Raw genomic sequence first — 14,769 nt, 5'->3', positions numbered from 1 at the left:
ACCTACTATTATTCTTGTATTGCTTTAATTCCAGGTAATACTTGACCTTCCAACATTTCCAACATTGCTCCACCTCCAGTAGAAACATAACTCATCTTAGGCGCTAGACCAAACTGTTTTACAGCAGCTACAGAGTCTCCACCTCCTACTAATGAAAAAGTACCGTTCTTAGTAGCTTCAGCAATGAAGTTACCTAACTCGATCGTACCATTCGCGAATTTCTCCATCTCGAATACTCCTAAAGGACCATTCCACAAGATGATTTTTGACTCAGCTACCACAGGTTTTAAGCTTTCTAATGTCTTAGGACCTACGTCTAAACCTTGCCATCCATCAGGAATTTCATTAGCAGCTACCACTTGTACATTTGCATCAGCAGCGAATGCATCAGCAGCCAAAATATCCACAGGTAAGTGCACTTGTACATTCTTCTCTTTCGCTTTTTTCAAGATATCTAAAGCTAACTCTAGCTTATCATCTTCGCAGATAGAATTACCGATCTTACCACCTAGAGCTTTAATAAACGTAAAAGTCATCCCTCCACCGATAATCATGTGATCTATCTTATCTAAGATATTCTCTATAATCGTAATTTTAGAAGATACTTTAGAACCACCTAATACAGCTGTAACAGGCTTATCAGTACTATTCAATACCTTATTTAAACTCTCTATCTCTTTAGCTAATAAATAACCAAAGCATTTTTTATCAGCAAAGTACTTCGCTACGATAGTAGTAGAAGCATGTGCTCTATGTGCAGTACCAAAAGCATCATTCACATAAAAATCAGCTAACTCCGCTAATTGTTTTGAGAACCCTTCATCACCTTTTTCTTCCTCTGCGTAGAAACGTAGATTCTCTAATAAGATGATATCTCCAGCTTTACTAGCTGCGATAGCTTCCTTAACTGTACTTCCTACACAGTCGTTCACAAAAGTAACTTTATGTCCTAAAATCTCTTCTGTTTTTGCAACGATATGACGTAGTGAATACTTGTCATTGCGTTCTCCCTTAGGTCTTCCTAAGTGAGACATTAAGATAGCTACACCACCCTCTTTTACTATTTTTTCAATAGTAGGTTTTGCAGCCTCTATTCTATTTGTATCTGTAACATTAAAATTCTCATCTAGGGGAACATTAAAGTCAACTCTAACCAACACCTTTTGATCTTTAAAATCAAAACTATCAATAGATTTCATCTTTACTTTTTTATATATTTTACGATAAGTTACACAAATATAAATCTTTTTCGATATCAGACTACCTGATTATTATATTGTTAAACGAAAATTTTAACATATTACACTCATTAGTCTTTTATAAATACACCAATAAACAGCGTTATTAATAAATATATTACACTTTACATATATTAATTATTCAATATTATAGTATTTACAGACAGAAATACAAAAGAATAAGCGCAAATAAATATTTAAACTATTTTTAATTTTAGAACAGTTATAGACTAGAACTTGTCTAAAAAACTCTAAATAACAAACAAAATAGATACTCCTAACACAAAACTAAACGCAAAACACATTGACTTAATCATCCCTTCACAGATTCAATACCCCATAATAAGCTGTATCATTACAATATATTGTTATAGAACAAACCTTATTTTGTGAAGGTAAATATTCTCTAAACAGAAATAAAATAGTTGTACAATTATGAATCTGATTATTTTAAACACTTGATAATTAATTTATCTTTGCCTTATGCAATTTTCAGATATTATAGGGCAATCCTTTTTAAAAAATCATTTGATACAGTCAGCTGCATCAGGTCGTGTACCTCATGCACAGTTATTTATTGGTGGAGAAGGTACAGGTACTTTACCCATGGCTATCGCCTACGCACAGTATTTACTATGCAAAAATACGGGTAATGAAAACACAGGAGGAAATGATGCCTGTAATATCAAATTCAACAATCTTGCTCACCCAGACTTACACTTTGTGTATCCTGTAGCTACGACAGAAGCTGTAAAAAGGAATGCTACTAGTGATCTATTCGCAGAACAATGGCGTAGTTTTTTAAAAACGAATAAATACGGAAACCTTTTCGATTGGTACACCCACATTGATATACAGAATAAACAAGGACAAATAGGAGTAGATGAAGCGAGTGAAGTACTGAAGAAACTTGCCTTAAAATCATTTGAAGGTGGTTATAAGATTATGATTATCTGGATGGCAGATAAGCTAAATACTGAGGCTTCTAATAAACTACTAAAGCTATTAGAAGAACCACCTGCTAAAACAGTGTTCATACTAATCGCAGAGAACGAGAAAAATATTCTACAGACTATCCTCTCGAGATGTCAAGTACTAAAGTTTCCTCCGCTTAACGCTATCGAAATACAAGAAGCTTTAATACAACGCGAGCAATGTGATCCACAGGAAGCCATCATGATCGCTAATCAATCGCAAGGAAGTTATAATAAAGCACTGAGCTTACTACATAATAAAGCGAATGCCTTACCTTATGAGAAATGGTTTGTACAATGGGTGCGAGCAGCCTTCAGAGCGAAGGGAAACGCTGCTGTAATTCAAGAATTAATAGAATGGAGTGAGGAACTAGCTGCTCTAGGACGTGAACAGCAAAAACAGTTTATAGAGTTCTGTATCGAACTATTCAGACAGGCACTGTTGTTAAACTACCAAACTCCAGAGCTAGTGTATTATAAAACAACAGTAGATAAGTTTAAACTAGAAAACTTTGCTCCCTTTGTCAACGGAGAAAATATAAATGAAATATACCAAGAGCTAGGTGATGCTATCTACCATATAGAACGAAATGGTAATGCTAAAATGATCTTCACAGATCTATCTATAAAGCTAACACGGTTAATACATAAGAAGTAATAAAAACGGTCGCATTCGATGAATACGACCGTTTTTTTATTGTTTCTATTTGGAAGATCATTGCTTTAGCTTGCACTTTCTTGCAGATTCCTAGGACTTTCCTTGGAGAATCCTAGCCAAAACAGGTGTTTTGTCGAAGGAATGTGCTAGAATACTGCAAGCACTCCCCTAGCAAAGCAAAAGCAAATAAGCCCCCTACTTGATTTATTCTTTAATAACAGTATGCTTACTTCAATATAGACCTTACTCCTCTTTCTGAGCCATTGCACGCTGATACAGCTTTAATTCTTCCCATGAGAACTCCTCTTCTGCATTCGCTTTAATCTCAGATAACGTCATTCCCTTACTCTTCTCAAATAAAGCAGTTAACTCCTCTATACGTTCCTTAGGCAATACTTCCTCTAAGGTAATATGCCCATCCATAATCAATTTACCGATATGAGAATAAATCGTAGTCGTAGTCAGTTTTCTAGTTAATGCAATATCTTCTATACTCATCTTCTCTTTCCACATCTCTAGGGTAATGACAAACGTAGACTTCTTTTTCTCTTTCGACTTCGTCTTCGGACTAGAAGAATACACTTCTATATCTTCCTCCTCTTCTACTCCTAGTTTAGTACTTCTTATCAGATTAGCGATATTGACTAAATGGTTAATCTTATACTCACTGATCTCTAGTGAGCGCAGATTCTCCTTGCATATCTTCTTATCCTCTTCTATTAACTTCAATATAATAGAAGCCTTCTTCATCTGAATAACCGTCTTCAGTAATGACTCTTCTAACGGTACTAATTCTTCGTAGAACGCCTTTGATTTCTTCGCAGTTTTTACCTGTGCTATAGTGAACAATAGCTCAAAAACCATATGATCTAAACGAGGAAAAAAGTAATCATATGCTTTAAGTACACGTTCTTTAGTAAACTCAAATCTGAAAGGTTCTTCTTCAAACAATGCTCTTAACTGATTGACAAATTTCTCTGAGTGAACAACCATTTCATCTAAGTGGTTATTCATACGCTGAGCCCAGCCCATAAATGTACTTTTCTTACTTCTCTCCGCCTCCGCATTATAACTATAAAGGTGCGTATGCCATTGTGTACTCAGGTTAAACCAAGAATAGGTCTGTATCAAATAGTTTCGAAGAAAGTTCTTTGTCTCTATCTTTAATTGCAGATTTAATTCTTCTGCACCAGCCTTATTCTCTGCATAGCTCATTACATCCTCGTCATTGACTAAGCCGTTCATCTGTATAGGTGATAATAAGACTAGTCCCTCTAACGAACGAAGTCTAGATAAGGCAACATAAGCCTGCCCAGGTAAAAACACCTTAGATACGTCTAAAACAGCTTTATCGAAGGTAAGCCCTTGACTCTTGTGCACCGTAATAGCCCATGCTAGCTTAAGAGGATAATGACTAAAGGTACCTAAGACCTCCTCTACGATCTCCTTAGTATTAGGGTCGACCGTATACTTTATATTCTGCCACTCGTATCGTTCTACTTCAATGACTTCTTTATTTTCAAACTCTATGAATATCTCATGCTTAGTCAAGGTCTTCACCATCCCCATCTTACCATTGTAGAATCGCTTCTCTGGAGAGATATCATTCTTAATAAAAATAACCTGAGCACCTTCTTTAAGCGTCATTTTAGCCTCGATAGGATATATCTTTTCAGGGAAATCTCCTACTACTTCAGGCATAAAACTAAACTCCTTCGTGAACAATCCTCTAAGTGCGTCCTCATTAATCTTGTCCGCCTTAGCATTATGCGTACTTAGAGTGATATAACCAGGGTTATCTTTTATATTAAAGTTAGGATTGGTATATTGATTTAAGAGTGCCACATCCTCTCTAGATACGCGATTATTGCGAAGATTATTTAGTAAGTTAATAAACACTTGATCTGACTGTCTATATACTTTCTCTAACTCGATATACAAGGGAGGATACTGTCTAACAACTTCTGAATGGAAGAAATATACCCCGTCGTAATAGCGCTTCAGCACATCCCACTCTTGGTTCTTCACAACAGGAGGTAACTGTAGTAAATCTCCTATAAAAAGAACCTGTACACCACCAAAAGGCTGTTGACTTTTACGCACAGTCTGTAGCATAAAGTTCATCGCATCTAATACATCTGCACGCAACATACTGACCTCGTCTATAATCAACAAATCCATGTTTAAGAACAACGCTCTACGAGCATTACTCATCAGCATATGGCGCCTTAGCGATACGCGATTTTCAAACTTGATAGTATCTGTAAAAATAGGAGGATTCTTAGTATCTGGAACGAAAGCAGCAAAAGGCAAATGAAAAAAGGAATGTATAGTCACTCCACCTGCGTTCAAAGCAGCTATCCCAGTAGGAGCTACTATTACTGCATTCTTATGTGTAGTATTAATAATTTCTTTTAACAAGGTAGTTTTACCAGTACCAGCCTTTCCTGTCAAAAAAAGAGATCTATTCGTCTCATTGATAAACTTTAAAACGTATTCTGCTTCTTCTGAAAAATTAGTCATTCCTTTTTTTTTACAAAATACGATAATAAAACTGTACTAAACGAAAAAAGCCCCTGTTAAAACAAGGGCTTTCTCTAAAGTAATTCAAAGATATTACTTTTTATCTTCTTTGCTTTCTGCTGGTTTTGTCTCCTCTAATTTAGCAGGAGTAGCGCTACCTTTATATTTAGCATTTAATTCTTTGATCATGATTTCAGTAACATCATTACCGTCTTTACTATAGATAACAGTAGATGCATCCTCAGTATTGAATACATAGTCTAAGTTATTCTTTTTAGCGTACTCAGCGATATGTTCTTTTACTTTTTTCACTACAGCTTCCATTTCCTCACCGCTCTCTTTTTGTAAAGCTTGCATTAAAGTTTGTTGTTTAAACTGTAATTCTTGCTCTTTTCTTTGAAGGTTAGCAGCAGTTTGCTCAGCCCATGCTTGTCCTTTTTGACGAGCATTAGCTTGGAAGTTTTGAACCTCTTGTTGGAACTTAGCAACTTCAGCTTCTAAGCTTTTTCCTTTTTCTTCAGATTGGATCTTATATTTTGATTCCATATCCTTCATCTCTTCATACTCCTTCATCAACTTAGCAGAATCTACATAAGCAGTTTTGAATTCAGTAGCAGGAGTTGCATTATTATTACATGAAAATAATAATCCAGCTATACCTAGCATTAAAATAGTTTTTTTCATTTTCGCTTTTTTAAACCTGTTGTAAATGTAATAAACTTTTTACAGTTAAATAAAAATAATTAAGATATAATAAAAATCTATCAAGTCTATTTAACTATATAGATAAACCTAATACAGAACACCTTTTTTAAACAACTAAAAGAACTATTATCTCAAAAAAGAAATACAAAGACATCACCACTAAGTAGAAACTCGCTTAAATCGCTTTAAAATAAGAAATAGTACTTCTAAAGAGCTAAAAAGGCATCTTATCCTGCTAAAAAGTAACTTAGTTCTTTTTTAGGTAATAAATCAGTGAAGAGTACTCTAAATTTGCTCTTGCTTCAATATTTGATTTTAATCCAACACGAAAAGCTTTAAACCAATTCTTCTTTCCTGTTTTATATTGCTCAGATAAAAGTGAAACATAAAAACTATCAAACAACATTGGATATGTTTCTACTAATTCAAATTGGTAAGGATTAAAAAGTAACGGAATTGACTTCTGAGAAAAATGCCAAAGGTGACGAGGTACATCATAAGCTGCCCAATATTGACCATAATACTTAGCGTCGTAAGAATTATAATTAGGTACAGCTACGATCAGTGTTCCTTCTTTTTTTAATATACGTTGAAGCGTCATTATCTGTTTATCTAAATCAGGTATATGTTCTAACACATGCCACATCGTAATAACATCTACAGAATGATCTTCAATATCATCTAGAGAATCCACTAATGTGATTCCCTTATTTAGGCTTAATTGTCTCGCTCCTTTATTTGGTTCAAAACCTAAAACAGACCAACCTCTATTTTTTCCTTCTAATAGAAACTCCCCTGTTCCACATCCTATGTCTAAAAGTACACCTTGATCACTTTTAATATCTTCAAGTATTTTATACTTATTCTGTATAGCTTTTGATTTGATACTTTGATATACTTTATCGAAGAAAGTCTTTTTACTATCTGTATGAGAAATGTATTCAGGGCTTTCATAATAACTATCTAATTTATCCAAATCAGGAACTGGTTCAGTTTTTAATAACTGAAACTTCTCATCTAAATAAAGTTCAAATTTCTCTTTAGAAACAGAATGATCTTCTACTTCTATATATTTAATAGTTGCATTAATTTCCATCAATGAAGTTTTAAAAGCCACACAAATATAAACAACATATATCGGGTATGATTCTAAAACTACAAAAAAATAATGACTTAGTTAAGGGGATTTTTAAAATAAAAAGAGAGATAACCAAAGCCTAAAAATGATACTTAAAGTTATTATTTAACTTCAAATAACAACCCTTAGAAATTCACTTAAAAAACAAAAAGTACTAAACTAAAATAGATAACCTACACAATTACTCTAACTAAAAATATAAAGTAGATAACTAGAAAGATTCGTTCCTTCCTTTCATTAAACTTCATTTTGATTCTTTAAAATAGCCAATCATAATAGACCAATAAAACACAAACTCATTACATAATATTATCCCCTACTCTCTACATAAAAAATGATAGAAGACAACCAATATGACTATACATAAATATAAACTCTTACAAATAATCTACTTTCTTTTATCTACTCAAATTAGTACTATGTAGTAAAATTATATGATCACTATGAAAGCAAACAAGCATATAGATAAGAGTACTTTCTAATAAAGTATTAAGAACAAAACTAATCCCCTTCTTTAAAGGAAAGTAAAAACTAAAGCATCTAATACTATCTACTCAACACCACTATTAAAGTAAAAACACAAGAGTGTTACACTATCCTTTATGATATAAAACACAATAACTATAGAGCACATACCACATCCTTAACTGCTAATAATAACTCCAAAATAAGTACTCTGAACTTCACACATCATACACTATATATCTACCTACTCTATACCCTAATATATATACCTCCTACACTACTTCTATACTATTATATACAGCTCCATCTATAAAAAAAGGTTGGTATGTTCCACGTGGAACATACCAACCCCTTATATTTTTTCAAGCCTTCTTAACCTGCTTATCTACCCATGTGGATTAACAAGATAGAGATATCTGTAGGTGTTACACCACTGATACGAGAAGCTTGAGATATCGTAATAGGCTTAATATTTTTAAGCTTCTCACGTGACTCAAACGATAGAGATACTATCTTATCATAATCAAAATTAGCAGGGATTCTTACATCCTCTAGCCTATTAAGTTTATCAGCATTGTTCTTTTCTTTCTCTATATAACCAGAGTATTTTACTTGGATTTCTGCTTGCTCTATGATCTCCTGATCTAGATCATGCTCCTCTACATACGTCTTTACCTTTTCGAATTTAAGGATATCTTCTAGCTCAATTTGTGGACGAGAGAATACCTTAAACATTTTATCAGGTTGACTCATTAGAGACGATCCTTTCTCTTCTAAAATAGGATTAGCCTCCTCTGTTTTTACACTTGTTTCTTTAAAGAATTGAACAAAGTTTTCAGCTTCAGTCTGCTTATGCTCCATTCTTCTCATACGTTCTTCAGACGCCAAACCTAGTTCGTAAGACTTCGGTGTTAATCTAAAATCAGCATTATCTTGACGTAATAAAGTACGATACTCAGCACGAGATGTAAACATTCTATAAGGCTCTTCTGTACCCTTCGTAATCAAATCATCTATCAATACACCTATATATGCTTCGTCTCTTCTAAGGATTAACTCCCCTTCTTCTCTCACTTTTAAAGCAGCATTCATACCAGCCATTAACCCTTGTGCAGCTGCCTCTTCATAACCTGTAGTACCATTGATTTGTCCAGCGAAATATAGTCCTTCTACAAGCTTAGTTTCAAGCGTATGTTTTAACTGTGTAGGTGGAAAATAATCATATTCGATAGCATACCCAGGTCTAAATATCTTAGCATTCTCGAACCCAGCTACCGAACGAAGAGCCTTAAACTGTACCTCCTCTGGTAGTGAAGTAGAGAATCCATTTACATAGATTTCACAAGTATTCCACCCCTCTGGTTCTACGAATATTTGGTGTCTATCTTTATCAGCAAAACGGTTAATCTTATCTTCTATCGAAGGACAATAACGTGGTCCTATACTCTTAATTCTACCTGTAAACATCGGAGAACGATCAAATCCTTCTCTTAATAAATCGTGTACTTCAGGAGAAGTATACGTCATAAAACAGTCTCTCTGTTGAACTAATGGTTGTGTCACATCTAGGTAAGAAAACTTAGAAGGGTTAATATCTCCCCCTTGTACTTCCATCTTACTATAGTCTAATGATCGACCATCTACCCTAGGAGGTGTACCTGTTTTCATTCTACCAGAAGTAAAACCGGCTTTCACTAGGTCTTCTGTGATTCCATAAGCAGCACCCTCACCTGCTCTACCACCACCGAACTGTTTTTCTCCGATGTGGATAAGCCCATTTAAAAATGTACCATTAGTTAAGATAACTGTCTTAGCCTTTATTTCTAACCCAAGATTAGTTACTACACCTTCTATCTTATGATTCTTAATAATCAAAGATTTCACCATATCTTGATAAAAATCAAGGTTAGGCGTCCCCTCTAACATAAGCCTCCAGGTCTCAGAGAAACGCATACGGTCAGACTGTACTCGAGGAGACCACATAGCAGGTCCTTTAGACTTATTAAGCATCTTAAACTGGATCGCAGTCTTATCAGATACAATACCAGAGTAACCTCCTAATGCATCTATCTCTCTTACGATTTGCCCTTTTGCGATACCTCCCATTGCAGGATTACAAGACATCTGAGCGATGTTCTGCAAACTCATTGTAATCAATAAAGTTTTAGAACCCATATTTGCAGCAGCAGCAGCAGCCTCTGAACCAGCGTGCCCACCACCTACTACTATTACATCATATTTATCAGCGAATATACTCATTGTTCCACGTGAAACATTTAAATTAAAATACTCGAAAAAACACTATTGTTCCACGTGGAACATAGCCATTTTCTCTTCTTCTTTACTACGCATTAAGCGTTCATCCTCTGGAGATTTATCCTTATAACCACAATAATGTAAGACACCATGAGACATAACTCTCAGTAACTCAACGTCAAAATCAACATTAAAGTCCTTAGCATTATCACGTACTCTCTCTATAGATAAAAAGATGTCACCAGAGACAATCTTTCCTTCACAATAATCAAAACTGATAATATCTGTCAATGTATCATGATCTAAATACTTAACATTAATCTCATGTAAGTAAGCATCGTCACAAAATATATAACTGATATCACCAGGGATCAATCCTTCTGAAGTCACTATCTCTTCTATCCAATCTTCGTATTTAGTCTCTTCAACTAATTGAAAATCAGTTTCATAGTTAAAAAATATCATACTTTTTTTCTATTAAAAAATAATTGTTGCAAAGGTACACGGAAAAATAAAAAATAGACTTAAAAAGCCCTTAAAATATCAATTTTACAAACTAAAAACACAGATAGTTAATCCTTTAGGCTTTAATGCCTAAAAATAGACTTAAAAAGCCTTTTCCAGTGTAAAACAACCCACTAAGCTTTTGATATTTAATACTAACACCTGATTAAAATAATATATTGAAATTATACAGCGTTGTTTTCTTGTAAAAAAAGACCTGTATAAAATATACAGACCTATCAAGTTCCAAAGTTACGCAAATAGAAAACGAAACTCCTACTTAGATCGATAACAATTAGAAAAAAAATCTACTTATACAAAAACAACACAGTACCAATACTCTATTTTTTTTCACGTGAAACAAAAAGCAAAATACGACAATCTCAACGCATAACTTTTTTTAATCCAAGATCAAAATAAAAAATAAGAACGATGAGAAAAATAAAATAATAAAAAAGCTCAAAATCTCTCCTTCTCATATTTTCGATAAAACGTACCAATGGTCAGAAAAAAAAATATACGCGATTCTCAGCGCGTTGAAAAAATGGACCAAAAACAACAAAATTTAATTCTCTTAAAAAATATGCTCCCAACAAACTCATATTTTGAAGAAAAATAATCCGAAGTTCAAATATCAAAGTCTAGAAGTATTTTTATTAACTAGCAAAAACAAAAAAATACTACTCGACAAATTTTTCTCAACCAACGAGAAAAAATAACTAAAGTCTAAAATCAATCCAATGAAAAAAGAAAAATCTAAAAACCTTCAAAAATGTTCCACGAGGAACAATTAACATTTCATCAATAAAGACTCAAGCAGAAAAAAACAAAAAATCAAAAAAGACTAAGATTTACTCTTTTGAAGAAAAATATAATTATTGCCTGGATCAATAAATCGAATTACATCTTCAGAGATTTTAATCAATATGAAAACAACCTACCTCATAAATTTCTCTGTCAAAAAATATGATCTTGCTAACAAAAAATAGAGAACTAAAATTCTAAAATAACATGCATAATCGAATCTAAAAATCACAGGCAAAAAACAGTCTTAAAAACTACACAAAAAACACTACAAAATCAGAGTCAAATTTTACTAAAAACAACCTCTTATAATTTAGATATTTTACCCCACTTCCACTGTCAGAAAATATACGCAAAATACAAGGCGATGTTTCGGAATGTTCCTCGTGGAACATTTCTACTTTACAAAAAAAACAACCGTCTATATTTTTCATATAGCGACCTACTCCCCTATCAAAAAATAATAAGCAAACCTCAGAGGCTTCGAAAATTTTAATCGCCATACTTATAAAATCACCTTTAAAAAACAACGGCTTATAATTTCAATATTTCACACTCAACAATACATAATACCAAATAAGAAAAACAAAAACACTTATCAACGTTATTAACAACTATAATATATATAAATAGATTTTTTAAAATTTTAAAATAAACTAATAGTATAGTATTGTCTGTTAATATGTACAATAACTTTTCTCTATAAATTCTATAAAATCAATTATTAATACTTATCAACAGGTTGTTAATTCACAAATCGTTTAAAATAAATAGTTTAGATTGGTTATTAACAAGAGACTTTTTCGTTATCAACAGTTATTTTTAGATAAATGAGGGTGTGTAAAACTGTTCACAACCTATACTTTTGATCTTAATATCCACACAATATGTTTTAGAAAATAAATTTGCAAATATGTGTGCATGAGCTGTATTGTAATTTTTTTGAAATAAACAAAAAATACTTTTTTTAAACTTTTTACAGTTATCAACACAAATTGTTAGTTCTTACTTTGTTTAATATCAGTGTTATACTGTTTCTTATTAACAATGGGGTGTATGGAGATAAATCGTTGTATTATAATAGATTATGAAATATAGTAAACTTAGTTACTATCTATGTTTTAACACCTTCTGCACTACTAATTGTGGTTGTAAACAGAGTTTCGATTGTATTTTAGAGTTCAAAATTAAGTGTCCCGAGGTAATTATTTGGGTTGGTTGGTTAGTGGACTTTGGGGTAAGGTCGGAGAGATTGCGTACCCATTTTTGAGGTAGAGAGAGGAGTTTTTTTATCTACGATGGACGTTATAATGAAGTGTCTTTTTAAGATTTTTGTATTGTTTTTACCTATTATTTTTTTATTGAATAGATGAATTTTTTATTGAAATATGTTCTCTATTTTGAATTTTAAGCAAGCTTTTTTAGCTGTATTTTTTGCTCTTTTTTTAGAGATTTTGGTACTGTATTTTGATCTAGTTTTTGATGTGTTTTTTACTCTAAAAAAACTCGTTTTTTTGACCTTAAAATAAGGTGTTATTTTGTCTATTTTGGATTAAGAATATTCTTTATTTTTTAGTTTCTTGTAGATGAAAATGTAGTGTATTTAGTTAGTAGATTGTTCGGGTAGAAATTTAGTACAGTTCGGTAAAACACCTCCTATTCCAAGTAAATACTAGGTATTACCGAACATTATCCGAACAAAAATACTTTGAATTCAGATAACAGATTTATTTACTGTTAGTTAGATGTTTTGAATATAAGCAATTTTGATCAAAATAATCATAGCAGGTCATTTTGACCAAAGGCGGGCATTCTAGGTCAATTTGGTTTATGTATATATAATATAGGTGTAACTTGATGATAATATACTCTTATATATAAAGTGTGAGAAGTGATAGATTTCGGCTTTGTATAAAATATTATACTAAATATCAGTAGATAAATGGCCTTAGTATTTATCTTTGTAAAAAATTTTAAACAAAATGGCTAAGCAAGTTCGCGTGCGTTTTGCACCAAGTCCAACTGGACCATTACACATTGGTGGCGTAAGAACCGCATTATTCAATTATTTATTCGCTAAAAAGCACAACGGAGTATTCTATATCAGAATAGAGGATACTGACCAAAATCGTTTTGTACCAGGAGCTGAGGCTTATATATTAGAAGCTTTAGAATGGTTAGGGATTTCACCTGATGAGACTATCGGTAAGAATGAAAAGTTCGGACCATATAGACAGAGTGAGCGCAAGGAATTGTACAAACAATATGCTGATCAACTAATCGAGAGTGGATGGGCATACTACGCTTTTGATACTGCTGAAGAATTAGACGAATTAAGAAAAGTAGCTGAAGCTGAAGGAAAGACATTTATATATAATCATACGAATAGAGAGCAGCTGAGCACTTCTCTTAAATTAAGTAAAGAAGAAGTGGATACTAAGATAGCTAATGGTGAGGCTTATGTTATCCGCTTTAAGACTCCTGTAGGTGAGACTTTACATCTAAAAGATATTATCAGAGGTGATATCAAGTTCGAAACGAGCTTATTAGATGATAAGGTGTTGTATAAAAGTGACGGAATGCCTACATATCACTTAGCTAATATCGTGGATGACCATCTAATGGAGACATCACACGTGATTAGAGGTGAAGAGTGGCTACCTTCTCTTCCACTACACGAGTTGTTATACAAAGCATTCGGATGGGAAGCTCCTGAGTTCGCTCACCTTCCTCTAATCCTTAAGCCAGTAGGTAACGGTAAGCTATCTAAACGTGATGGAGATAAACTAGGATTCCCTGTGTTCCCATTAGATTGGCAAGATCCTACATCTGGAGAGAAGTCTTCTGGATATAGAGAGAGAGGATTCTACCCTGAGACTGTGGTGAACTTCCTTGCTTTATTAGGATGGAATGACGGTACGGATCAAGAGATTTTCTCTTTAGAAGAGTTAGTAGAGAAGTTCGATTTAACACGTGTACACAAGGCAGGTGCTAAGTTTGACCCAGAGAAGAATAAATGGTTTAACCAACACTATCTGAAGCTACAGAGCGATGCTGACTTAGCTAAGGCATACCAAGTAATCTTAAAAGATAACGGTATCGAAGCGACAGATGCTTATGTAGAGAAAGTAGTAGGATTAATCAAAGAGAGAGCAACATTCGTAGCTGATTTCTATGAGTTGAGTGATTTCTTCTTCGTAAAACCAACAGAATACGATGCTAAGGCATTAAAGAATTGGAAAGAAGATACATCTGATATTATGACACAAGTGTCTGAAGTAATAAAAGGTATCGAGACATTCGGAGCGAAGAATATAGAGTCTATCGTGAAGGATTGGATCAATGAGCAAGGCATCGGAATGGGGAAAGTGATGCAACCACTTCGCCTTAGTCTAGTAGGTGCTGTGAAGGGACCAGACTTATTTGACATCATCGAGATGATCGGTAAAGAGGAGACTATAGAGAGAATAGCTATCGCTGTAGAAGCGAATAAATAAGATATAG

The 14,769-nt window shown here is 33.5% G+C and carries 8 protein-coding genes; 2 read left to right on the top strand and 6 right to left on the bottom strand.

What is annotated here, in order from left to right; translation table 11 throughout:
* Positions 1-8: 8 nt before the first annotated feature.
* Positions 9-1,199 carry a phosphoglycerate kinase gene (locus MPR_RS00135; RefSeq protein WP_041888210.1) on the bottom strand — a complete coding sequence of 397 codons (1,191 nt, stop codon included), beginning with the start codon at positions 1,197-1,199 and terminating at the stop codon, positions 9-11.
* 522 nt (positions 1,200-1,721) lie between these two features.
* On the opposite strand from MPR_RS00135, the gene MPR_RS00130 reads away from it, so the two are divergent.
* A complete protein-coding gene (locus tag MPR_RS00130) occupies positions 1,722-2,870 on the top strand; it encodes a DNA polymerase III subunit (protein ID WP_006257901.1) in 1,149 nt (382 codons plus the stop codon).
* Between the two features lie 243 nt (positions 2,871-3,113).
* Here the strand turns inward: MPR_RS00130 and MPR_RS00125 are convergent, their stop codons facing one another.
* The 5 genes from MPR_RS00125 to ybeY all read right to left on the bottom strand — a co-directional run bounded on the left by MPR_RS00125 (position 3,114) and on the right by ybeY (position 10,422).
* Positions 3,114-5,393 (bottom strand): helix-turn-helix domain-containing protein, encoded by a 2,280-nt coding sequence (locus tag MPR_RS00125; RefSeq protein ID WP_041888208.1) that lies wholly within the window; start codon positions 5,391-5,393, stop codon positions 3,114-3,116.
* Positions 5,394-5,486: 93 nt separating this feature from the next.
* Positions 5,487-6,077 carry an OmpH/Skp family outer membrane protein gene (locus tag MPR_RS00120; RefSeq protein ID WP_006257903.1) on the bottom strand — a complete coding sequence of 197 codons (591 nt, stop codon included), beginning with the start codon at positions 6,075-6,077 and terminating at the stop codon, positions 5,487-5,489.
* A 268-nt stretch (positions 6,078-6,345) separates the two neighbouring features.
* Positions 6,346-7,194 (bottom strand): class I SAM-dependent methyltransferase, encoded by an 849-nt coding sequence (locus MPR_RS00115; protein ID WP_041888206.1) that lies wholly within the window; start codon positions 7,192-7,194, stop codon positions 6,346-6,348.
* Positions 7,195-8,082: 888 nt separating this feature from the next.
* Positions 8,083-9,960 (bottom strand): tRNA uridine-5-carboxymethylaminomethyl(34) synthesis enzyme MnmG, encoded by a 1,878-nt coding sequence (mnmG, locus tag MPR_RS00110; RefSeq protein ID WP_082027809.1) that lies wholly within the window; start codon positions 9,958-9,960, stop codon positions 8,083-8,085.
* Positions 9,961-10,002: 42 nt separating this feature from the next.
* Positions 10,003-10,422 carry an rRNA maturation RNase YbeY gene (gene ybeY, locus MPR_RS00105; protein WP_025125986.1) on the bottom strand — a complete coding sequence of 140 codons (420 nt, stop codon included), beginning with the start codon at positions 10,420-10,422 and terminating at the stop codon, positions 10,003-10,005.
* Positions 10,423-13,247: 2,825 nt separating this feature from the next.
* Here ybeY and gltX point away from each other — a divergent pair.
* Complete coding sequence (gltX, locus tag MPR_RS00095) at positions 13,248-14,762, top strand: glutamate--tRNA ligase (RefSeq protein ID WP_041888203.1); 1,515 nt, start codon at positions 13,248-13,250, stop codon at positions 14,760-14,762.
* Positions 14,763-14,769: the final 7 nt, after the last annotated feature.

It is taken from the genome of Myroides profundi, from assembly GCF_000833025.1.
In the GTDB taxonomy this organism is placed as follows: Bacteria; Bacteroidota; Bacteroidia; order Flavobacteriales; family Flavobacteriaceae; genus Flavobacterium; species Flavobacterium profundi_A.
This window is presented reverse-complemented; position numbering and strand designations above follow the sequence as displayed.

Bases quoted from the DNA above. Each gene is read 5' to 3' on its own strand.
- mnmG (WP_082027809.1), bottom strand. From the start codon at position 9,960: ATGAGTATATTCGCTGATAAATATGATGTAATAGTAGTAGGTGGTGGG.
- MPR_RS00135 (WP_041888210.1), bottom strand. From the start codon at position 1,199: ATGAAATCTATTGATAGTTTTGATTTTAAAGATCAAAAGGTGTTGGTT.
- gltX (WP_041888203.1), top strand. From the start codon at position 13,248: ATGGCTAAGCAAGTTCGCGTGCGTTTTGCACCAAGTCCAACTGGACCA.
- MPR_RS00130 (WP_006257901.1), top strand. From the start codon at position 1,722: ATGCAATTTTCAGATATTATAGGGCAATCCTTTTTAAAAAATCATTTG.
- MPR_RS00125 (WP_041888208.1), bottom strand. From the start codon at position 5,393: ATGACTAATTTTTCAGAAGAAGCAGAATACGTTTTAAAGTTTATCAAT.
- MPR_RS00115 (WP_041888206.1), bottom strand. From the start codon at position 7,194: ATGGAAATTAATGCAACTATTAAATATATAGAAGTAGAAGATCATTCT.
- ybeY (WP_025125986.1), bottom strand. From the start codon at position 10,422: ATGATATTTTTTAACTATGAAACTGATTTTCAATTAGTTGAAGAGACT.
- MPR_RS00120 (WP_006257903.1), bottom strand. From the start codon at position 6,077: ATGAAAAAAACTATTTTAATGCTAGGTATAGCTGGATTATTATTTTCA.